The 21,564-nt window shown below is 67.0% G+C and carries 20 protein-coding genes; 9 read left to right on the top strand and 11 right to left on the bottom strand.

The window, feature by feature from the left end:
• The first annotated feature begins 103 nt into the window (after positions 1-103).
• The gene (locus IE660_RS13795) at positions 104-697 is read left to right on the top strand and encodes a hypothetical protein (RefSeq protein WP_203568958.1); all 594 of its coding nucleotides are present in this window, start codon (positions 104-106) and stop codon (positions 695-697) included.
• A 6-nt stretch (positions 698-703) separates the two neighbouring features.
• Here IE660_RS13795 and IE660_RS13790 read toward each other — a convergent pair whose 3' ends face one another.
• The 5 genes from IE660_RS13790 to IE660_RS13770 all read right to left on the bottom strand — a co-directional run bounded on the left by IE660_RS13790 (position 704) and on the right by IE660_RS13770 (position 6,141).
• Positions 704-1,600, bottom strand: a complete 897-nt coding sequence (locus tag IE660_RS13790) for a TIGR01777 family oxidoreductase (protein ID WP_203568957.1) — start codon at positions 1,598-1,600, stop codon at positions 704-706.
• 95 nt (positions 1,601-1,695) lie between these two features.
• Positions 1,696-3,114 (bottom strand): Re/Si-specific NAD(P)(+) transhydrogenase subunit beta, encoded by a 1,419-nt coding sequence (gene pntB, locus IE660_RS13785; protein ID WP_203568956.1) that lies wholly within the window; start codon positions 3,112-3,114, stop codon positions 1,696-1,698.
• The gene (locus IE660_RS13780) at positions 3,111-4,655 is read right to left on the bottom strand and encodes a Re/Si-specific NAD(P)(+) transhydrogenase subunit alpha (protein WP_203568955.1); all 1,545 of its coding nucleotides are present in this window, start codon (positions 4,653-4,655) and stop codon (positions 3,111-3,113) included. Before IE660_RS13780 ends, pntB begins: the two co-directional genes overlap by 4 nt.
• Positions 4,656-4,883: 228 nt before the next feature.
• The gene (locus IE660_RS13775) at positions 4,884-5,495 is read right to left on the bottom strand and encodes a CE1759 family FMN reductase (RefSeq protein WP_203568954.1); all 612 of its coding nucleotides are present in this window, start codon (positions 5,493-5,495) and stop codon (positions 4,884-4,886) included.
• The gene (locus tag IE660_RS13770) at positions 5,488-6,141 is read right to left on the bottom strand and encodes an ATP-binding cassette domain-containing protein (RefSeq protein WP_203568953.1); all 654 of its coding nucleotides are present in this window, start codon (positions 6,139-6,141) and stop codon (positions 5,488-5,490) included. The genes IE660_RS13775 and IE660_RS13770 overlap by 8 nt, the downstream gene beginning before the upstream one ends.
• Positions 6,142-6,592: 451 nt before the next feature.
• Here IE660_RS13770 and IE660_RS13765 point away from each other — a divergent pair, with 451 nt between their 5' ends.
• Both IE660_RS13765 and IE660_RS13760 read left to right on the top strand, forming a co-directional pair.
• Positions 6,593-6,967 carry an ArsR/SmtB family transcription factor gene (locus IE660_RS13765; RefSeq protein ID WP_203568952.1) on the top strand — a complete coding sequence of 125 codons (375 nt, stop codon included), beginning with the start codon at positions 6,593-6,595 and terminating at the stop codon, positions 6,965-6,967.
• Positions 6,960-7,877: an SRPBCC family protein gene (locus tag IE660_RS13760; protein WP_203568951.1), complete on the top strand. Its 918-nt coding sequence runs from the start codon at positions 6,960-6,962 to the stop codon at positions 7,875-7,877. Before IE660_RS13765 ends, IE660_RS13760 begins: the two co-directional genes overlap by 8 nt.
• Positions 7,878-7,898: 21 nt before the next feature.
• Here IE660_RS13760 and IE660_RS13755 read toward each other — a convergent pair whose 3' ends face one another.
• Positions 7,899-8,447 (bottom strand): hypothetical protein, encoded by a 549-nt coding sequence (locus IE660_RS13755; protein WP_203568950.1) that lies wholly within the window; start codon positions 8,445-8,447, stop codon positions 7,899-7,901.
• A gap of 95 nt (positions 8,448-8,542) precedes the next feature.
• Here IE660_RS13755 and IE660_RS13750 point away from each other — a divergent pair, with 95 nt between their 5' ends.
• The gene (locus tag IE660_RS13750) at positions 8,543-11,644 is read left to right on the top strand and encodes a DUF3427 domain-containing protein (RefSeq protein ID WP_203568949.1); all 3,102 of its coding nucleotides are present in this window, start codon (positions 8,543-8,545) and stop codon (positions 11,642-11,644) included.
• Between the two features lie 13 nt (positions 11,645-11,657).
• Here IE660_RS13750 and IE660_RS13745 read toward each other — a convergent pair whose 3' ends face one another.
• Complete coding sequence (locus tag IE660_RS13745) at positions 11,658-11,891, bottom strand: ester cyclase (protein ID WP_203568948.1); 234 nt, start codon at positions 11,889-11,891, stop codon at positions 11,658-11,660.
• Positions 11,892-12,139: 248 nt separating this feature from the next.
• Here IE660_RS13745 and IE660_RS13740 point away from each other — a divergent pair, with 248 nt between their 5' ends.
• From IE660_RS13740 to IE660_RS13725, 4 genes are read left to right on the top strand one after another with little or no spacing between them, the layout of a single operon-like run.
• Positions 12,140-12,769 carry a TetR/AcrR family transcriptional regulator gene (locus IE660_RS13740; protein ID WP_203568947.1) on the top strand — a complete coding sequence of 210 codons (630 nt, stop codon included), beginning with the start codon at positions 12,140-12,142 and terminating at the stop codon, positions 12,767-12,769.
• Positions 12,770-12,821: 52 nt separating this feature from the next.
• Positions 12,822-13,661 carry a CPBP family glutamic-type intramembrane protease gene (locus IE660_RS13735; RefSeq protein WP_203568946.1) on the top strand — a complete coding sequence of 280 codons (840 nt, stop codon included), beginning with the start codon at positions 12,822-12,824 and terminating at the stop codon, positions 13,659-13,661.
• Between the two features lie 37 nt (positions 13,662-13,698).
• Positions 13,699-13,953, top strand: a complete 255-nt coding sequence (locus tag IE660_RS13730) for a type II toxin-antitoxin system VapB family antitoxin (RefSeq protein WP_203568945.1) — start codon at positions 13,699-13,701, stop codon at positions 13,951-13,953.
• Positions 13,950-14,345, top strand: coding sequence for a type II toxin-antitoxin system VapC family toxin (locus tag IE660_RS13725; RefSeq protein ID WP_203568944.1), 396 nt, complete (start codon positions 13,950-13,952; stop codon positions 14,343-14,345). Before IE660_RS13730 ends, IE660_RS13725 begins: the two co-directional genes overlap by 4 nt.
• On the opposite strand, the gene melA is transcribed toward IE660_RS13725, so the two are convergent.
• The 3 genes from melA to IE660_RS13710 all read right to left on the bottom strand — a co-directional run bounded on the left by melA (position 14,346) and on the right by IE660_RS13710 (position 19,284).
• Complete coding sequence (melA, locus tag IE660_RS13720) at positions 14,346-15,728, bottom strand: alpha-galactosidase (RefSeq protein WP_203568943.1); 1,383 nt, start codon at positions 15,726-15,728, stop codon at positions 14,346-14,348.
• A gap of 523 nt (positions 15,729-16,251) precedes the next feature.
• Positions 16,252-18,753 carry an ATP-dependent Clp protease ATP-binding subunit gene (locus tag IE660_RS13715; RefSeq protein ID WP_203568942.1) on the bottom strand — a complete coding sequence of 834 codons (2,502 nt, stop codon included), beginning with the start codon at positions 18,751-18,753 and terminating at the stop codon, positions 16,252-16,254.
• Between the two features lie 213 nt (positions 18,754-18,966).
• Positions 18,967-19,284 (bottom strand): histone-like nucleoid-structuring protein Lsr2, encoded by a 318-nt coding sequence (locus IE660_RS13710; protein ID WP_203568941.1) that lies wholly within the window; start codon positions 19,282-19,284, stop codon positions 18,967-18,969.
• Between the two features lie 236 nt (positions 19,285-19,520).
• On the opposite strand from IE660_RS13710, the gene IE660_RS15950 reads away from it, so the two are divergent.
• Positions 19,521-20,648 (top strand): NADH-quinone oxidoreductase subunit D-related protein, encoded by a 1,128-nt coding sequence (locus IE660_RS15950; RefSeq protein WP_203568940.1) that lies wholly within the window; start codon positions 19,521-19,523, stop codon positions 20,646-20,648.
• A gap of 67 nt (positions 20,649-20,715) precedes the next feature.
• On the opposite strand, the gene IE660_RS13700 is transcribed toward IE660_RS15950, so the two are convergent.
• Entirely contained in the window at positions 20,716-21,396 is a 681-nt protein-coding gene (locus IE660_RS13700) for a hypothetical protein (RefSeq protein ID WP_203568939.1), read from the bottom strand.
• Positions 21,397-21,564: the final 168 nt, after the last annotated feature.

Below are 21,564 nucleotides of genomic sequence, written 5' to 3'. Positions count from 1 at the left end.
CCCGCCCGGACCGCCGCGACCTTCCGGGGCACCTGGCCAGGCACCTCCTCCCGGCACGCCCGGGCCGCCGATGCGTCCCGCCCCGCCGCCAACTCCGCCACCCGTGGGACGACCCCCGCTGCCCCCCGGCCAGCCCTGGACCCCGGGTCCGTGGCCGCCGGGCAGTCGTCCGCCGTGGATGATGCCGCCCAAGCCACCGAAGAAGTTGCCCAGCGCGCAGACCACCCTGCCCTCGCTGGCGGTGCTGCTGGTCAGCGCCGCACTGCTGATCGCCTCGTTGGTGATGCCGATGATCATCATGGAGAACACCCACTGGATGAGTGGACCGACCCTGATCCAGTTCGGCGCCCCCCACCTGCTGTTCGGTGAGGCCAGCGACGGTGTGCAGACCTACTTCGTGATCATGGCGTCGCTGGCGGTGGTGACCGCCGCCGGGTTGTTGCTGGGCGCTGCCCGCCTGCTCGGCAAGGGGTTGGCCACCACGTTGGCGATCGTGGCGACGCTGGGGTTGTTGTCGAGCCTGGTCCTCAGTCTGGTGTTGCTGGTCGGTGCGGCAGCCGAGAGCGCCACCGCCGGGGTGGCCGCCTACGGTCTGCCGGCGGGGTTCTTCGGTGCGCTGCTGGCCGGATTCGTGCCCGGCATCCGTGACGGGTGGATCCGTCGTCCGCGCGGCACCGAGGCCACACCGCAGGCCTGAGAGCGGTCAGTCCAGCGCAGCCCGCATGGCGTCGTTGACCGTGCGGTGTCCGAAGTCGAAGCCGCTCTCGATCAGCACCTTGGGCCGCACCCGCTGCGAGGCGAGCATCGCGTCGTCCACCATCTCTGAGGTGAACACCGCCCGCGCGACCGGCAGTGGCAGCGGCAACTTGGCCGGGCGGTGCATCGCCCGGGCGAAGGCGCGGGTGAACTCGAGGTTGGTGACCGGATTCGGGCCGACCATGTTGACCGGTCCGCAGAGGTCGTCCCTGGTCAGCAGGTGGGTCATCGCGGCGACGTGGTCGGCCAGCGAGATCCAGCTCACCCACTGGCCTCCGTCGCCGATCGGGCCGCCGAGCCCGAGTTCGTAGATCAGCTTCTGCTTGCCCAAGATGCCGCCCTGACCAGCCAGCACGTGACCGGTGCGCAGCAGCACGACCCGGGTGTCGGTCGGGGACAACTCGACGGCGGCTGCCTCCCAGTCGCGGACGAGATCGGCCAGGAATCCATGCCCGGCCGACGACTGCTCGTCCAACTGCTCGGGGCCACGGTCGCCGTAGACGCCGATCGCCGATCCTGACAGGAAGGTCCGGCAGCGCGGGGCTTCGGCCAGGGCCGCGGCGATGGTCTGGGTCGGGCGCAGCCGAGAGTCGACAAGTTCGCGCTTGCGCGACCTCGTCCAGCGGGCGTTGGCGATGCCGGCGCCGGCGAGGTTGACGACAGCGTCGACGTCGGCCAGACCGCCCTCGATCTCCCTGCGTTGCTCTGACAGGTGCCAGCGGCGCTCGTCAGGCGAGTGCGGTTCGCGACGCACCAGCCGGACGACCTCGTGCCCGGTGCGGCGCAGGTGCTGGGTGAGGGCCGAGCCGATCAGCCCGGTCGATCCTCCGACGGCGACGCGCATGTGACCACCCTATACAGCGCAGGCGGCTCGCACGGGCAAGCGCCAAGACCCCACCCCGCCCGCGCGAGGCATCGGGCGGGGCCTGTCGGGGCAACTCAGAGCGCCCGGATGATGTCCTCGACCCGCTCCTTGGCATCGCCGAACAGCATCTTGGTGTTCTCCTTGAAGAACAGCGGGTTCTGCACGCCGGCGTAGCCGGTGGCCATCGAGCGCTTGAAAACCACCACGTCCTTGGCCTCCCACGCGTGCAGCACGGGCATGCCGGCGATGGGCGAGTCGGGCTCGTCGATCGCGGCCGGGTTGACGGTGTCGTTGGCGCCGATCACGAGCACGACGTCGGTCTCGGGCAGGTCGTCGTTGATCTCGTCCATCTCGAGCACGATGTCGTAGGGCACCTTGGCCTCGGCGAGCAGCACGTTCATGTGCCCGGGCAGCCGTCCGGCGACCGGGTGGATGCCGAAGCGGACGTTGACGCCCTGGGCGCGCAGCTTGCTGGTCAGGTCGGCGACCGGGTACTGGGCCTGGGCGACCGCCATGCCGTAGCCGGGGGTGATCACCACCGACGACGCGTTGCGCAGCAGGTCGGCCACTGCGACTGCGTTGATCTCGGTGTGCTCACCGTAGTCACGGGCCTGTCCGACGACGTTGCCGTCGGAGCCGAAGCCGCCGGCGATCACCGACAGGAACGAGCGGTTCATCGCCTTGCACATGATCCAGCTCAGGTAGGCACCCGATGAGCCGACCAGTGCGCCGGTGATGATCAGCAGGTCGTTGCTGAGCATGAAGCCGGCTGCGGCTGCGGCCCACCCGGAGTAGGAGTTGAGCATCGAGACCACGACCGGCATGTCACCGCCGCCGATGGCCGAGACCAGGTGCCAGCCCAGCAGCAGCGCCAGCACGGTCATGACGATCAGCAGCGGACGAATCGGCTGGTAGACGAAGACCACGGTCATGACCGAGAAGGCGACCAAGATGCCGCCGTTGATCGCGTTGTGGGCCGGCAGCATGACCGGACGCGACTTGAGCTTGCCCGAGAGCTTGCCGTAGGCGACCAGTGATCCGGTGAAGGTGACCGCACCGACGAACACGCCGATGAAGACCTCGGCGTTGTGCACCTTGTCGTGGGTGCCGCCGGTGTACCAGGAGTTCCAGCCGACCAGCACCGCGGCCAGACCGACGAAGCTGTGCAGCATGGCGATCAGTTCGGGCATGCCGGTCATCTCGACCTTGCGTGCCTTGGCGATGCCGATGCCCGCGCCGATGGCCATGGCGGCCAGCATGATCGCCAGGCCGATCCAGCCGGAGCCCTTGGCGGTGATCGACACCTCGCCGGTGGTGGCCTTGGTGCCCATGGCTGCGGCGGCCACGGTGATGACAAGGGCCAACGCCATGCCGATGATGCCGAAACGGTTACCGGCACGGGCCGACTCGTGCTTGTTGAGTCCGGCGAGCGAGAGGATGAACAGCAGGCCGGCCACCACGTAGCTGCCCTGCACGAGGCTGACCGGGATCATCGCTGATCACCCTTCTGGAACATCTGCAGCATGCGCGCTGTGACGGTGAAGCCGCCGAAGACGTTGATACTGGCGACGAGGATGGCGACGGCGGCGACGATGGTCAGCGCCCAGTCGCCGGGCGAGACCTGCAGCAGCGCCCCGACCAGGATGATGCCGCTGATCGCGTTGGTGACGCTCATCAGGGGTGTGTGCAGGGCGTGGTGCACGTTGCCGATGACGTAGTAGCCGATCACCACGGCCAGCACGAACACCATCATGTGGCTCAGGAACGCCGGCGGTGAGACCAGCGAGAGCAGCAGGAACAGCACCCCACCGACGCCGAGCGCGATGGCGCGGGTGCGTCCCGGATCGCGGGTCGGCCTGGTCGGCACGGCGGGCGTGACTGCCGGCTGGACGACCGCGGGCGCGGCCGAGACCTGCACCGGGGGCGGTGGCCACAGCAGGTCGCCGTCGCGGGTGACGGTCATGCCGCGCTGCACCGGGTCGTCCATGTCGAGGACGAGTTGCCCGTCCTTGCCCGGGGTGAGCAACGCCATCAGGTTGACCAGGTTGGTGCCGAACAGTTGGGACGCCTGGGTGGGCAGGCGTCCGGGCAGATCGGTGTAGCCGAGGATGGTGACGTCGTTGTCGGTGAGCACCTTCTCGTCGGCGCGTGAGCCGGCGACGTTGCCGCCGGAGCCGGCGGCCATGTCGACCACGACCGAGCCGGGCTTCATCGAGGCCACCATCTCTTCGGTGATCAGCCGGGGGGCTGGTCGTCCGGGAATCAGGGCGGTGGTGATGATGATGTCGACTTCCTTGACCTGCTCGGCGTAGAGCGCTGCGGCCTTGGCATTGAAGTCGTCGGTGGTCTCACGCGCGTAGCCGTCGGCCGAAGGGCCGGTGTCCTCGGCGTCGATGTGCAAGAAGTCGGCACCCATCGACTCGACCTGTTCGGCGACCTCTGATCGGGCGTCGAAGGCGCGGACGATGGCTCCGAGCGAGCGGGCGGTGCCGATGGCGGCCAGGCCGGCCACACCGGCGCCGATCACCAGCACGGTGGCCGGAGGCACCTTGCCGGCGGCGGTGACCTGTCCGGTGAACAGGCTGCCGAACTCGTGCGCGGCCTCGATGACGGCGCGGTAGCCGCCGATGTTGGCCATGGACGAGAGCACGTCGAGCGACTGGGCACGCGAGATGCGAGGTACGGCGTCCATGGCCAGGCCGGTCAGGCCGTGGGCCTGGAGTTGCTCGATGAACGCGGGGTCGGTGCGGGGAGACATCAGGCTGATGACGGTCTGCCCGCGATGGGTGAGGGGGAGTTCGTCGGAATCGGGCGCATTGATCTTCAGGACGATGTCGCTGGCCCAGACCTCGGCGCGGTCGACGATGACCGCACCTGCCTCGGCGTACGCCGCGTCGTCGAAGGCGGCAACCTTGCCTGCGCCTGTCTCGATCACCACGGCGTAACCGAGTTTCGTCAAGCTGGTCACGGTCTTGGGGGTGGCCGCGACCCTGGTCTCACCGCTGCGCGATTCCTTCGGAATGCCGATTCGCATTCTGGAGTCCTTCGTGTGCGTGACCTCGCCGAGCGGCGAGATTCGCGTCCGACCCTAGTTGGACGAGCAGTCGTGGCCCGGGGCGGGGTGGCGATTCCTACTGCTGAGTCATGGTCACCCAACAGCTCAGTGGTGGGGCATGGTCGAGCGCACGGCTGATCGGTTCGGGGTGGAACAACTTCCGACTGCTGGCTTGAGGTCGGTGCACCCGCCAGTCCGGACGACCCCTCAGATGGCGAAGGTGCCCACCCGGGCGGCCCAGGCGTAGTGGATCAGTTCGGTCGCGGCGGCGCTGATCCGCTCGGCCAGTTCCTGTGACGGGGCGGTGCCCTCCCACTCGTCCGCGGTGACGAACAGTGCCGACGACAGCACGACCGCGCGCAGGTAGGCCAGCATCGGGCGCACCGCGGAGTCGAGCACCAGCGTGTGTCGCTGGGTGCCGCCGGTGGCGGCGATCACGGTCGGCAGTCCGCGCAGCAGGTCGACGGGCAGGGTGTCGAAGAAGCTCTTGAGCAGCCCCGAGAACGAGGCGTTGATCGTGGGGGTGGCGGCCACCATGGCGTCGGCGCGGGCGATCTGTTCGTGGGCGGCAGCCACCTCGGGAGCGACCTGTCCGCTGATGAGCGTCTGGGTGACCGCCAGCGCGATGTGGCGCAGTTCGATGTGGACGATCTCGCAGCGTTGGTCGCGGGCGCGCACCTGGCGACAGGTCTCGTCGGCGACGAACTGCCCCAACCGGGTGGTGGAGCTGACCTCGCTGAGCCCGGCCGAGACCACCACGACCCTGATCGGGTCCTTGGGGTCGGGGCGCGGGATGGCGGGGGTGGTGGGTTCAGGCACTGAGCAGCTCCTGTGGGGCGGGGGTGAGGGTGTCGAGCACTCGTCCGTCGGCGGCGAGCACGACGATGCGGTCGGCCAGGGCCAGCGCCTCGTTCAGGTCGTCGGTGACGATCACGCTGGTCAGCCTGTCATTGACCAGCACGTCGCGCAGCCAGCGGCGGGCAGCCCAGCGTGTCGGGGCGTCGAGTCCGGCGAACGGGTTGTCGAGCAGCACCAGGTCGGGCAGCGACGACAGCGCGCGGGCGAGCGAGGCGTGGCGGGCCTGGTCGTCGGTCAGGTCGTGGCGGTGGGCCGCGCGCAGGTGGGTGAGGCCGAGCAGTGCGAGCGCCTCGTCGGCATGGTCGAGCGCCGGGGCGCGGAAGCGTCGTCCGAGCTCGACGTTCTCGGCCACGGTGAGCCAGTCGAACAGCAGCGGGGCCTGGCCGGCGACGGAGGTGCGGGGGCGTCCGCCGGGGAAGGTGACGGTGCCGCTGGCGGCCGGGAGCTGCTCGCTGAGCACGCGCAGCACGGCCGAGGCAGCAGCCGCGCCCTCGGGTGCGAAGAGGACGAGCTGCTGCCCCGCGACGACGTCGAGGGTGAGTCCGTTCAGCACGGGGCTGGGGCCGTGGCCGGCCCGGACGGTGGTGAGTTGGGCGAGAAGAGACATGACGGACCTTTCGAGAGTTGGGTGGCTGGGGTGTCGTGGGGACGACAACAACAGCTCCCGAACTGCTCGAGGTGGTGGGTCATGGCTGGCTCCCTGGTTGATGATTGGCTCAGGCGAGGTCGGCAGGGGTGACTGCTGCTCGCAGGTTTCCGAGGGTGCGGTGGCGACCATCACCTGCCCCGCATTCCGGGAACGAGGGGGTCAGCGACCGCTCAGCAACAACAGGGAAGCGACAGACGCTTCGACGAGACCGAACGCGAGGCCGACGACAGCGCAAGGCTCGCGTTCAGCGAGTCGGCGTGCTGCATCATGGCGGGTTCCCTGTCTCGGATGTCTGGTTCGACTGGGGACCAGTATGCGTGCGGTCGATGGGTGACGACCAGCACCCGTCCGAGTTCTGAGATCGCCCAGGTCTTGACTTGATATCAGTCACTACTGATATCATCTCTGCATGAATTCATTCGCCGTCCTGGCCGACCCGGTCCGGCGCCGCATCGTCGAACTGCTCTGTGAGGGTGAGCGAAGCGCCGGTGAGATCGGCGCGGTGGTGATGCCGACGTTCGGCATCGGACAGCCCGCCGTGAGTAACCAACTGCGGTTGCTGCGCGAGGGGGAGGTCGTCCGGGTCGAGGCACGCGGATCGCACCGCATCTACAGCCTCGAACCGGGTGCGCTGGACGACGTGCAGACCTGGGTCGAGCGATACAGCGCGCTGTGGTCGCAGCGGCTGGACGCCCTGGGCGCCGAACTCGCCCGCGCAGCCCGACAGGCTGCGCCCCATGACCGCCCGACATCTGACCGAAAGGCTGGAAGCACGCATGAGTGAGCTGACCCGAGCCCTGGTGGGCACCCCCGAGCACCCCGAGTTGGTCTTCCGACGCAGCTACCAGTTCCCGGTGGACGAGCTGCGGGTGGCCTGCACCCAGCCCGAGCGGCTGGAGCGCTGGTTCGGCCGCGTCGAAGGATGGCCCAGCAAGGTGGGCGACAGCTACCGCGCCCACCTGAGCGATGACGCCGATGACGTCGCCGAGGGACGCGTGCTGGTGTGCGAGCCCGACCGGCTGCAGGTGAGCTGGTCGTGGCAGGGCGAGGCCGACAGCACGATCACGGCGCACTTCGTGGCGCTGGACGAGTCGTCGAGCCAACTGCGGTTGCACCACGAACTGCGCGAACCCGACCACACTGCCGGCTATGGCGGCGGTTGGGAGCAGATCCTGGGGTCGCTCGAGCGTGCGCTGACCGGTCGTCCCGAGGGGGCCGAGGACGCCGAGGTCGAGCGGGCCGCAGCCTCACGCTGGCGGTCGATGGCCGACCGACGAATGGTGCTCGAGCGGCGGATGCCGGCACCGGTCGAGCAGGTGTGGCAACGGTTCGCCAGCGCCGAGGGGCTGCACGGTTGGTGGTGGAGCCACTGGAGCGATGTCACCGTGCAGGCTGATGTGCGTGAGGGTGGCAGCTACCGGATCGAAGCCCCGTCGCAGGGTGTCTTGCTCGAGGGTGACTACTTGACGGTGGACGAACCCCGCCGGCTCGCCTTCACCTGGGTGTGGAGCGACGTCGACGGTGGCAGCGCCGACGAGGCGGTCGAGATCGACTTCGTGCCGGCCGACGATGATCCGAGCGGCGCGACGATCCTGCGGGTTCGTCACACCGGGGCGTGGGACGACGAGTCGAACGCAGAGAACTACCGGCAGGGCTGGGAGTTCACCCTGGGGCAGTTGGAGCAGACGCTCTGAGGTGGGCCGCCTTGGCGCTGACTACTCCTGCTCGCGGGCGCGCTCGTTCTCGCGGTCGGCGTAGCGGCTGAGCTGGGCGGCGAACCCGCGTCCGAACCGTCTGGCCGAGTGGGGCGGGACGAGCGCCTTGGGCACTGCCAGCCGCAAACCGTCCTCGCGACGCAGCAGCACGACGTGGTTGAGAGTGTCGGCCTTGGTGTCCTCCCAGGGGAACTCGATGGTTCCCGCCGGGGTGTGCAGTTCGAAGGCTTCCTTCTCTTCCTTCGAGGTCACGGTCGCGCCGACCGGGAAGGCACGCTTGGCCAGGGATCGGGACCGTGAGCCCATCCGGCGAAGCAGGATCGCGAACGGCAGGATCCCGGCGACCACCAGCGGCAGCGCGATCGTGGCGATGGTGCGCAGGCTGACCCCGTTGATCAGCATGCCGATCGGGACGATGGCCAGAGCGATCATGATCGCCAGCAGCCAGAACGGCAGGGGCTGGCCACCACGGATCGCCTCGGTGAGGTTGTCCTTGGTGATGGTCAACTGGTTGGGGAGGACGACCTGGGGGCTTTGCTCGCTGCTCACGGGTCCATTGTGCCCGTGAGTCTGCGAAGTCTCTCGCTCTGCCTGTCGCTCCTAACCACGCTTGCTTGTCACTCCCCTCTGGCAAGCTGTGGAGCGTGAGAGAGGACGCCACCCCCGAGGGCCTCTACGACGAACTCGTCACCAGCAAGGTCGAGGTCGCCCTTCGTGCGAGCCTGCTCCAACCGCACCTGGCGAAGGTGGCTCCCGCGGAAGCTCCGGACGCCCTTGCACTCCATGTTCAGCGGCGGCTCGCCGAACACTTGCGGACCCTGAAGGACAAGCCCGCCGTAGACCTCACCAACAGGATCCTCGCGCTCCTTGATGCCCCAGAGCTTGCCTGGTCTCCGCCCGCCGGGAAGAAGTCCGATGGTCTGCAGCGCTTGCTCTCACTCCGAGTCGATGAGAGTGCTTTCGCCCACGAACCAGTGCTTCCCGTGGGTGAACTCGCCCTCCTCACGAACAGCCCCAACGAGCCATCGGTGGGCCACCAAATCCGCGGGGAACTCGCCAGCGCCAACTCCGTCCGACTCATTTGCGCATTCATCAAGTGGTACGGCCTGCGAACGATTGAACCTGCCCTCACCGCACTCGCCAAGCGGTCCACGCCGTTTCGAGTGATCACGAGTACCTATCTGGGTTCCACCGACCGACGAGCCTTGGATCGCCTCGTCCGCGACTTTGGTGCCGAGGTCAAGGTCCACTACGAGATTGAACGCACCCGACTTCACGCCAAGGCCTGGATGTTCGAGCGCGATACCGGTTACCACACTGCCTACGTCGGGAGCTCGAACCTCACCAGCGTCGCTCTGCTCGATGGTGTGGAGTGGAACGTACGACTGACGGAGGCAGCTTCGCCGTCGGTCCTTCGAAAGTTCGAGGCAACATTCGAGTCGTACTGGAACAACGAAGCTTTCGAGACCTACAACCCTGACACCGACGCTGACCGGTTCGACCAGGCGATTGCCGAAGCGGGCGGTCAACAACGAGACCGGGTCACGATCTCGCTGTCCGGCCTGGAAGTCAGGCCGTATCCGCATCAGCAACAGATGCTGGAACAACTGCAGGTCGAGCGTGACGTCCATGGTCGCCACCGGAACCTACTGGTTGCGGCCACCGGGACTGGCAAGACCGTGATCGCGGCGCTGGACTACCAACGACTCGCTCGCCAGGCTGGGAGGCTGCCGTCGCTCCTCTTCGTAGCCCATCGAAAGGAGATCCTGGAGCAGGCGCTGCGGACTTACCGAGAGGTACTCGGCGATGCCTCGTTTGGGGAGCTCTACGTAGGTGGCCAGAAGCCCGATGGGTGGCAGCATGTCTTCGCGTCTATCCAGAGCCTGAATAGCTCGTCGATCCACCAATTCGCCCCCGATGCTTTCGAAGTGGTCGTGGTCGACGAGTTCCACCATGCCGCCGCAGCCAGTTACCGTGCTCTACTGACTCACCTACAACCCACCGAGTTGCTGGGACTCACCGCCACGCCCGAGCGCACTGACGGGTTCGACGTCCGATCCTTCTTCGAGCACAGGACAGCCGCCGAGCTGCGCCTGTGGGATGCCCTCGAGGCTGAGCTGCTGAGCCCTTTCCACTACTTCGGTATTAGCGATGGCACGGACCTCACAGGCGTCACCTGGCGTCGCGGCCGATACGACGAGGCAGCGCTCGAGAACCTCTACACAGGCAACGACGCCCGCGCCCGGGTCGTCCTCAAGCAACTGAACGAGAAGATCAGCGATCCACTCCAGATGAGAGCCCTCGGCTTCTGCGTCGGGGTTGCTCACGCGGAGTACATGGCTCGCGTGTTCAACGAGGCCGGCATCGCAGCTCGCTCGATGACTGGTACGCGTAACGCACGCGAACGGCATCAAGCTATTTCTGATCTGACCAACCGTCGAGTCAACATAATCTTCTCCGCCGACCTCTACAACGAAGGCGTGGACCTCCCCGACGTCGATACGGTCCTCTTCCTGCGACCAACCGAGAGCTCAACCATCTTTCTGCAGCAGCTTGGCCGTGGTCTTCGAAGGGCTCGCGACAAGGCCGTGCTTACCGTGCTCGACTTTGTCGGTAACCAGCGCGCGGAGTTCCGCTATGACCAGCGATTTACCGCAATGACGGGTGTACCGAGAGGGCGACTGAAGTCGGATGTTGAGTCCGGATTCCCAACCCTGCCGTCTGGGTGCCAGATTCTGCTCGATCGCCAGTCAACCGACCTTATCCTGCGCAACCTCAAGGCTCAGGTCAGCTCTCGCTGGTCGACGATGGCCAGCGCCCTCCGCGCGAGCAGCACGGAAACTCTCGCGGCCTTCCTGGAGGAGCAGCAGATCGACCTCTCTCACGTGGTTTCGAAGACCGGCAAACGCGGCTGGACCGATCTCCAGCGACAGGCAGGTCGGCCGATCCCGGCGCCGGGACCAAAGGAGTCCGACCTGCTCAAGCGGGTGGCGGGATTCGTCCACGTTGATGACCCTGATCGCTCGCAGGCGTACCAGGCCATCCTGGGCGGCGCGCTCGATTACGACGCGATGGCGCCTCCGGAGCGCACGTACGCGAGGATGCTCGCGTTCTCCATCTGGCCGTCGATGCCCTTCGCCTCATTCACTGAGGCATTAGCCAGCCTTCGACCTGAGATCAACTTCCGGAACGAGGCTCTGGAGGTGCTGCGCGTTGCTTGGGAGAGAGTGACACACGAAGCGCGACGTCTCGATGGCCCGCTGGCTTTCGGGCCACTGCGCTCACACGCCCATTACTCCCGCGACGAGATCGTGGCTGCTTTGGACTATGCCAATCTGAATAACCCATCGGCGAACTTCCGCGAAGGCGTGCTCTGGTCAGAGCACTGGAACGCTGACGCTTTCCTCATCACCCTGCACAAGGATGAGGACCGCTTCTCGCCTACGACGATGTACCGCGACTACGCCATCAGCCCCGACATCTTCCACTGGGAAAGCCAGTCGAGGACGACGGTGGCTTCGCCCACCGGTCAGCGGTACGTCAACCAGGCCACTGTTGGAAGTGGCGTCGTACTGTTCAGTCGAGCCACTGGCACCGACGCCTTCGGCAAAGGGGCTCCCTACCTCTGCCTCGGGACGGCTCGCTACTCGAGTCATAGCGGCGAGAAGCCGATCGCGATCACCTACCGCCTCGACCGCTCAATGCCAACAGATCACTATCTCGTGGCGAGCGTTGACGTCAGCTGAGGTTCCCGCAGGGTCAACATCCCGACAGCATCCCCAGCTGCCGCATCACCCCGGCCTCGTCCCGCACCCCCCAGTGCTCGGCCAACCGCTCCCCCTCGGTTCGGTACACGTGGATCGTCGCCATCACGTACGGCTTACCCGCCGCGGCATCCCCGTGCACCTGCGCGACGACACCCGCCCCCCTGACCGTCGCGCGGATCACGATCCTGTCGCCGGTCTCGATCAACTCCTCGACCGAGTACTGCACCCTTCAGCACCTGGGTGACGAAGGTCAGCGCCTGGCGGTAGCCGTCGGGTCCCGGCGACGCGGGGAACGGCGCCCGTGGTCGACGAAGTCCGCAGTCACGCACTCGTCCAGTCGGTTGCGGTCCCCGGAGTTGAGCGCCTCCAGCACGGCCATGGCGGCTGGCATCGCTGCGTTGCCATGATTGACCCTCTATTGAGTGGATCGCTATTCCAGTGGAATGATGATTCACCCAAGGGGTTGGGAAACCAATGGCCAGCACCTATGACAACGCCGCCCGCGCCGAACGCGCTCGCGAGACGCGCCTGCGCATCGTCCTGACCGCCCGCGACATCCTGCTGGCCGGCGGCTACCCCACCGTGACCATCACCTCGCTGGCCAGAACCGCCGAGGTCAGCCCCCAGACCGTCTACAACTCCATCGGCGGCAAGGCAGCCGTGGTCAAGGCCGTCTACGACCACCTGCTCGCCGGTGGCGACGAGCCCGTCCCGGTGGGCGCACGCCCGCAGTTTGTCGCGATGTCCCAGGCCTGCAACCGGTCGTCCATGCTCACCGCCTACGCAGCCCTCAGACGCCGCATCCACGAAGGTGTCGGCCCCCTGCTCGCACAACTGCTGCACATCGGCGCCGCAGCCGACCCCCTGCCCAGCGACCTGGTCGACACCATTGAGACCGAGCGCCGCACCGGAGTGACCCGCATGGCCACCGCGATGGCCGAACGCCACGGCCTGCCCGACGGCATCAGCCTGGACGAGGCGATCGACATCTTGTTGACGCTCACCGCCCCCGAGGTCGGCGACCGGCTGATCCGGCGCTGCAGGTGGACTGCCGAGCAGTTCGAACGCTGGCTCGCGAGGATGATGGTGGCGTCACTGGGGTGAGGGGCGCTCTCCGACCGGCCTGCCGACTGGCCGCGTCTCCTAGGCTGGCGGGGTGACCGTCGTTGACCACCACCACGCTCCTGCCACCACCAGGCTGACCGGGTGGACGCCTGCCCTGATCCCTGCCGCCTTGGTCTCGCTCTCTGCGTTCTTCCTGTTCGCGCTGGAGTGGCGTCCGATCGGGTTCCTGACCATGGCGGTCGGCATCGGGCTGTGCACCTGGCTCGACCGTGAACTGTTGCGCGACCTGCTGTTGATCTGTGTCGGCCTGGTCATCGTGTCGACGATCAGCGTGCGCGCCGACGTCAGTTGGCTCAACGTGATCCTGATGGGCACCGTGCTCACCATGGCGGTCGCTGTGCCCTACCTGCTCAACCGGTTCGGCTACGGCGACCACACCATCCGGTTCCAGTGGCTCTCGGGCGAACCGTGGACCAGGTGGATGTGGGCCTACCTGATCGCGGTACCGGCCATCGGCTGGCTGCTGCTGCCCACCTACTTCGTCCGCTCCGGCGCCTACCTCAACTGGCCGCTGCTGGCCGACTGGACCGAGGTGGCCCGCTTCTTCGCTGGGGTCAACTTCGTCGGATCCTGGGACGAGTTCTTCTTCATCTGCACGGTCTTCGTCCTGTTCCGCCGGCACTTCCCGTTCTGGATCTCGAACGTGCTCACCGCGGTGATCTTCGTGTCGTTCCTCTACGAGCTCGGCTACAAGGAGTGGGGTCCGCTGCTGACCACCCCGTTCGCGATGCTGCAGGCCTACCTGTTCGCCAAGACCCGATCGCTGCTGTACGTGCTGTGCGTGCACCTGCTGTTCGACGTCGTGGTGTTCCTGTCGATCGTCCACGCCCGCTACCCCGACCGTCTGCCGATCTTCTTCTACCTGTGGTGAGCCCGTGAGGAAGAAATCTGCCCGGTAGTCTTCCTCCATGGCGCTGAACATCAAGGACGAGGCGACCGACCGCGTGGCGCGTGAGCTCGCGTCGCTGACCGGGGAGTCCATCACGGTGGCCGTCCGCCGGTCGATGGAGGAACGGTTGCATCGGCTCCGGGCGCAGCAACGACGCCACACGGCTGGACGTTCCCTCCAGTCCTACATCGATCGCGCCAGGGCGCGTCCGCTACTCGACACCCGCCCCGAGGACGAGGTCCTGGGCTACGACGAGTTCGGCCTCCCGACATGACCGTCCTCGACAGCTCCTCCTTGGTGGCAGTTCTGCTCGGCGAACCCGATGCCGAACGCCACCTCGACGCGATGATCAGGTCCGAGACCCTCTGCATTGGCGCGCCCACGTTGCTCGAGGCGCAGCTGGTACTACTCCATCGAGCCGGCGACGAGGCCGTGCGCGACCTGCACGCCCTGTTGGCCGACCTCATCTGTGACGTGGTGGCCTTCGACGAGGTGATGTCCACCACTGCCGCTGTCGCGCATGCGCGCTTCGGCAAGGGACGACATCCGGCCGGGCTGAACTTCGGCGACGCCTTGGCCTATGCCGTGGCCAAGGATCGCGGCGAGCCGCTGCTGTTCAAGGGCGACGACTTCCCCCAGACCGACATCACCGCAGCGCTCGTCTGATCAGTCGGCCGCGAGCTCGGGCTGCAGCCAGTCCCGGTGGGCTTCGAACAGCTCCTCGGTCATCTGGCGGATCTGCGGCAGCGTGCACAGCGCAGACGTCAGCGGATCAAGCGCCACCGCGTGGAAGACGTGCTCACGGTTGCCGGTGAGTGCGGCCTGCACGGCCAGGGTCTGCACGTTGACGTTCGTCCGGTTGAGCGCGGCCAACTGTGGCGGCAGGTCACCCAGCTTGACCGGCTGCACGCCGTTGCGGTCGACCAGGCAGGCCAACTCGACGCAGGCGTCATCGGGCAGGTTGCTGATCAGTCCGTCGTTGGGCACATTGCCGTAGACCACGCTCGGGGTGCCCGTGACCATGGAGTTCACGATCAGAGCCCCGTACTCCACCGACGGTGCTAGCTCGGCCTTGAGCATCTCGAGCTGGTCGGTGAGGTCGCCGGTGACGTCGTGGTCGGCGCAGATCTCGTAGTAGTCCCAGCGCTGCGGAATGTGGTCGAGCACCATGTCGGAGTTCTTGCGGAAGTAGGGCACGTACTCCGAGGCGTGGTGGCTCGACTCGGTCTCGAAGTAGCCGAACGCCTGCATCAGTGAGGTGCGCACCTGCTCGTTGCCACCCTCATAGGTGGAGTGGGCGTCCATCTCGCCGGAGTGGTCGCCCTGGTCCTCACGCAACTGGGCGGCGGATCGTCCGACCTGGTGACGCTCACCCATCACCTCGCGCAGGCGCGGGTAGAGGTCTTCGTCGCCGCGGCGGAACTCGAGGATCCAGGCTTGGTGGTTGATGCCGGCGCTGCGGAAGGCGACCTCGTCGTAGGGCACGTCGATGCTGCGGGCGAGCATGCGGGTGGTGCCCTGCACGCTGTGGCACAAGCCGACGGTGCGCAGCCCCAGCGCGTTGAGGTAGCTGGTGGCCATCGCCATCGGGTTGGCGTAGTTGATGAACTGCGCGTTCGGGCACAGCTCGCGCGCATCGGCAGCAATCTGCTGGTAGGCGACCACCGAGCGCAGGAAGCGGAACACCCCGCCAGGGCCGAGGGTGTCACCGACACACTGGTCAATGCCGTAGCGACGCGGGATCTCGACGTCGTGGCGGTAGGCCTCGACCCCGCCCACCTGGAAGGTGATGATCACCACGTCGGCGTCGCGCAGCGCCTCACGCCGGTCGGTGGTGCTGACCACGTGGGTCGGCAGTTGGTGGTGCTCGACCAGCGCCCTGGACGCATCGACCACCCTGGCCAGGCGACCCTCATCGATGTCCATCAGCCTGATCTCGGCGTTCTGCAGCGCCGGGAAGCTGATGATGTCGCCGAACAGCCGGAACGGGAACACGAAGCCGCCGGCTCCGATGATGGCAATGACAGGACGATGCGTCGTGGTGGGCATGGCTTCAGCCTAGGCAGCCTGGTCCACGATTTCTGGCGGGGTGCGCAGTGACCTCGGACGAGTTCTCGCCACGGTGGGGACGCCACCGCACTCGATCGGCGGATCACTCCGGGTAGTCGCGGAGTGATCCGCCAAATGGGGGCTCGGGCCCCACCGGTTTGTGGCGTGAAATCGGCTGTCACTGAGTGATTTGTCGCCACCAATCGCCCCACGAGCGCCAGGCCGCACGAACCCGCTCCGATCAGTGGCGTGAAATGCGTTGTCAGCAGCGTGTTTCGCGCCACAAATCGGGCTGGGCTGGTGGCACGACTGCATCAGGCGATCTCGACACGGTCGCTCGTTCCTCACGACCTGCTCGATCAACCAAGAGACACGTGAACGCGACTCGATCACCACCACGCCCCCGGGACGCCAAGCGGCGCCCACCCCAAGGTGAGCGCCGCTCGGTGGTCTCGACACGCGCTTCGCGCTACTCGACCGACGTGGATGAGGACGATTGCTCGCTCCTCAACCCAACGTCAGGTCAGCTGCCCTCCATCGCCAGTTCAGGCGTGTCGGGCACCTCGGACTTCGGGCTGCCGGTGAAGCTGAACGGCAACTCGTCCCCCTTGGGAGCCACGTCGACGACGACGACCTCGCCGGCCTTGAGATCCCCGAACAGGATCTTCTCGGCCAGGATGTCCTCGATGTCGCGCTGCAGCGCACGGCGCAGCGGACGAGCGCCCAGCACCGGGTCGAAGCCACGCTTGGCGACCAGGGTCTTGGCGGCCGGGGTGAGCTCGATGCCCATGTCCTTGTCCTTGAGGCGCTCCTCGATCTGGGCCACCATCAGGTCGACGATGTGCTCGATGTCCTCCTGGCTGAGCTGGTGGAAGACCACGATCTCGTCCACGCGGTTGAGGAACTCGGGGCGGAAGTGCTGCTTGAGCTCGTCCGACACCTTGGCCTTCATCTTCTCGTAGCTGCCAGCAACGTCACCGGCCTGCGAGAAGCCCAAGTTGACCGACTTGGAGATGTCGCGCGTACCCAAGTTGGTGGTCATCACGATGACGGTGTTCTTGAAGTCGACCACGCGACCCTGTGCATCGGTGAGGCGACCCTCGTCCAGAATCTGCAACAGCGAATTGAAGATGTCGGGATGCGCCTTCTCGATCTCGTCGAACAACACCACGCTGAAGGGCTTGCGACGCACCTTCTCGGTGAGCTGGCCGCCCTCTTCGTAACCGACATATCCGGGCGGGGAACCAAACATCCGCGACGCGGTGTGCTTCTCGGAGTACTCGCTCATGTCGAGGGTGATCAGCGCATCCTCGTCACCGAACAGGAACTCGGTCAGCGCCTTGGTCAGCTCGGTCTTGCCCACACCCGAGGGCCCGGCGAAGATGAACGAACCGCTGGGACGCTTGGGGTCCTTCAGCCCGGCACGGGTACGACGGATCGAGCGCGACAGCGCCTTCACCGCATCGTGCTGGCCGATGTAGCGCTTGCCCAGCTCCTCCTCCATCTTGAGCAGGCGGGCCGACTCCTCCTCGGTGAGCTTGAACACCGGGATGCCGGTCGCGCTCGAGAGCACCTCGGCGATCTCCTCCTCACCGACCACGGCCGGCACGGAATCGTCGCCCGACTTCCACTCGGTCTCACGCTCGTCACGAGCACGCAGCAACTTCTTCTCGTCGTCGCGCAGGGCCGCGGCCTTCTCGAAGTCCTGCGCGTCGATCGCGGCCTCCTTCTCCAACCGGACGCCGGCGATCTTCTCGTCGAACTCGCGCAGGTCGGGCGGGGCGGTCATCCGCTTGATCCGCAGCCTGGCACCGGCCTCGTCGATCAGGTCGATCGCCTTGTCGGGCAGGAAGCGGTCCTGGATGTAGCGGTCGGCCATGTTGGCGGCAGCCGACAGCGCCTCGTCGGTGATGGTGATCCGGTGGTGCGCCTCGTAACGATCACGCAGACCCTTGAGGATCTCGATGGTCAGCCCGATCGAGGGCTCGGCCACCTGGATCGGCTGGAAGCGGCGCTCGAGCGCAGCGTCCTTCTCGATGTTCTTGCGGTACTCGTCGAGGGTGGTCGCACCGATGGTCTGCAGCTCACCGCGGGCCAGCATCGGCTTGAGGATGCTGGCGGCGTCGATCGCGCCCTCGGCGGCACCCGCACCGACCAAGGTGTGGATCTCGTCGATGAACAGCATGATGTCGCCGCGGGTCTTGATCTCCTTGAGCACCTTCTTCAGGCGCTCCTCGAAGTCACCGCGGTAACGGCTCCCGGCCACCAGCGCACCCAGGTCGAGGGTGTAGATCTGCTTGTCGCGCAGGGTCTCGGGCACGTCACCCCGGACGATCTGCTGGGCCAGGCCCTCGACGCAGGCCGACTTGCCGACTCCGGGCTCACCGATCAGCACCGGGTTGTTCTTGGTGCGACGGCTCAGCACCGTCATCACGCGCTCGATCTCCTTCTCGCGCCCGATCACCGGGTCGAGCTTGTTCTCGCGCGCGGCCTGGGTGAGGTTGCGTCCGAACTGGTCGAGGATCGTGCCGGACGACGGCGAGGGCGCCTCGGGCGCTCCAGCGGTCGAGGGCTGCTCGCCCTTGCCCTGGTAGCCGCTGAGCAGCTGCAGCACGGTGGTGCGCACCCGGTTGAGGTCGGCGCCGAGCTTGATCAGCACCTGCGCCGCGACGCCCTCACCCTCACGCATCAGGCCGAGCAGGATGTGCTCGGTGCCGATGTAGGAGTGGTTCATCTGCAGCGCTTCGCGCAGCGACAGCTCGAGCACCTTCTTGGCGCGCGGCGTGAATGGAATGTGGGCGGTCGGGGTGGTCTGGCCGGGGCCGATCATGTCTTCGACCTGCTCACGCACGGCCTCAAGCGAGATGCCCATCGACTCCAACGCACGCGCGGCGACGCCTTCACCCTCGTGGATCAGGCCCAACAGGATGTGCTCGGTGCCGATGTAGTTGTGGTTGAGCATCTTGGCTTCGTCCTGCGCGAGCACGACGACGCGTCGGGCCCGGTCGGTGAACCGCTCGAACATGTGTCTCCTCTCGGAGCCTCGCCCTCATGGTGGACGAGCTCCCGTCGGGTCAATCCCGCATCAGCTCCACGACTGGCGGTCATGGATTGACCCAAGTCTAGTAACCCCGGGTGACAGCTGGCGCTTCCGTCCTTTCGCCGTTGGCGCAAAGCCCGACGACCACCCACCCTCACCGGGTGGATGGTCGTCCAGGATGGAGTTTGCCGAACGCGCTCAGTGGGCGCGGTCGTAGGCCTCCTTGACCTCGGCCGGCACGCGACCACGCGAGCTGACCTTGAAGCCATTGGCATTGGCCCACTCGCGCACCGCAGAGGTGTTGTTGCGCCGCGAGGTGCGCTTGGTGGCACCCGACGAGCCGCTCACCTTGGTGGCATGGCCGACCCACTTGGAGAAGTCAGTGCGCAGATCGGCCGCATTGGCGTCGTTCAGGTCGATCTCGTACGAGGTTCCCTCGAGCGAGAAACGGATGCTCTGGGTCGCGCTCGACCCGTCGATGTCGTCGACGAGCACGATCTGGGTGCGCTTGGCCATGGGTTCTCCTTCTGGAGCAATTCGGTCACGAAAAGGTGCGGCGACATCACTGTGCGCATTGTCGCCATGGCCAAGAGTAGCCATTGACTCACTTTCGTCAACCGCACGTCGTCACGATCGGCAATCTGCACACATCCGAGAAAATCTGGTTGTCTGCAGCCGACCTCACATTTCGCGAGGACGACAGGGCCGCTTCGTTTCGTGTGCTGGCGGCTGAAGGTGACAGACTCCTGACCGTGCGCACCCACCTGCAGATCGGCGCCCTGGCCGGTGACGAGCGGCTCGACCTGGGCCCCCAGCACCCCACCCGGGCGGGTCTGGTCGACCTGTGGCTCGACGTGGACGACGCCGGTTTGGTCACCGCGGCGCAACTGCAGCCCGGCTACCTGCACCGGGGCGCCGAGAAGCTGTTCGAGGTGCGCGACTACCGTCAGGTGCTGATGCTGGCCGACCGGCATGACTGGCAGGCCCCGTTCAGTGGAGAACTCGGCGCGGCACTGGTCTGCGAGCACCTGTGGGGGCTGCAGCCTCCCCCACGCGCGGTGGTGCTGCGCACCCTTCTGGCCGAGATGGCACGGGCGATCTCTCACCTGGGGTTCCTGAGTTTCGTCGGCGCTCTCAGCGGGGACGACGCGCTGGCCGCCTGGCTGCGCACCGTGCGCGAGCGCGCCCGGGTGCTGATGCTGGAACTGTCGGGCAATCGACTGCACCCGATGCTCAACCGGCTGGGCGGTCTCAGCGAGGACGCCACCCCGGCCTGGCTGGACGCCTTGGTCGTCTGGTTCGACCAGGCCGAACAGGTCGCCGGCGAGATCGACCATGCACTGCTGGCCGATCCGTTCACCGATGCTCGGGGCGTGGGCGTGCTCACCACCGAACAGGCCGAGGCACTCGGCGTGAGCGGGCCTGCGGCGCGAGCCCTGGGGCTGCCGTGGGACCTGAGGCGTCGTCCGGGCTACCTGCACTACCCCGAACTCGACTTCGACGTCGCCACCCCGGACGACCTGACCGGCGATGCGGTCTCGCGGCTGCGGATGCTCGTCCACGAGGTGCACCAGTCGGCCTCGCTGGCGCGACAGTGCCGCGTCGTGCTCGACGAGGTGGACGGACCGGTGTCGGTCAAGCTGGCCAAGATCATCAGATTGCCCGATGCCGAGGCCCGGTTGTCGATCGAGGCCCCGTGGGGTGTGGCCGGATTTCACCTGGTCAGCCGGGGCGACCGGGTGCCGTGGCGGTTGGCGCTGCGCACCCCGACCTTCGCCAACGCCCAGGCGTTGCAGCATGCGCTGCTCGGAACGCCCCGGGAGTGGGTCGACGTGGTGGTGGCCTCTTTGGCCTGGACCACCGGCGACCTCGACAAGTGAGCTCACCCACTCGGAAATGACCGACGCCCCGGCTGGTGCCGGTGCGTCTGGTGGTGGCTCGAGGCGGTCAGGCCTGCCGGGCGATCACCTCAGGCAGGTGAGAGAGCGCCTCGCCGGCCAGGGTCGGGTGGTCACCGTCGGCCCACAGCTCGGCGGCGGTGGGCAGTTCGGCTGCGTGCACGCGGCGCGACACGACGCGGCGCGGCAGGGTGACCAGCTCGGCCTCGGTGGTGGGCTCATCGCTCGCGGCCTGCTCGGCGGCTGCGGCACGGAGCTCGGCGACCAGCGCGCGCTCGGACTCGAGCTGGGCCTGCAACTCGTCCAGCTGGGTGCGGCGCAGGTCGGCCTCGTTGCGGGCAGAGAGCAGGTTGCCACGCACCGTCGACAGCTCCTGCTGGGTCGAGGCGAGCTCGGAGCGGATGCCGTCGAGCTGGGCGGTGTGGGCGCGCGACCGGGCCTGGAAGGTGCCGATCATCTCCATCGACTCGGTGTGGTGCGCGGCGGCAGCGGCAGCGGCAACAGCCTTGACGGCCTTGAGCTCGCGGCGGTGCAGCACCTCCATGCGCGACATCTCGGTGAAGGCCAGCCAGACCGCAGCCGCTGCACCGGCGAGCGCAATGACCAGACCGACCCGCACCAGCCAGGCGGGACCGAAGATGGTCAGCACCCCGACCAGGGCGGCGACCAGCAGCACGACCAAGATCGCGCGACGCTCGACGGACAGGGGGGCAACATGCTTGGCACTCACGGGGCCCACCCTAGGCGGTGGCACCCGCGAACTCGCCGAGCCACTCGGAGAGCTCAGCAAATCATCATCCTGCGTTCACAAAGCTGCAGCCACTGGCGCATCCATGGCGTGAAACTGCCGGTGTTCGGTGCATTTCACGCCACGAATCGCCATCGATCGGCGAGGCTG

It is taken from the genome of Aestuariimicrobium ganziense (assembly GCF_015352975.1).
GTDB lineage: Bacteria > Actinomycetota > Actinomycetes > Propionibacteriales > Propionibacteriaceae > Aestuariimicrobium > Aestuariimicrobium ganziense.
This window is presented reverse-complemented; position numbering and strand designations above follow the sequence as displayed.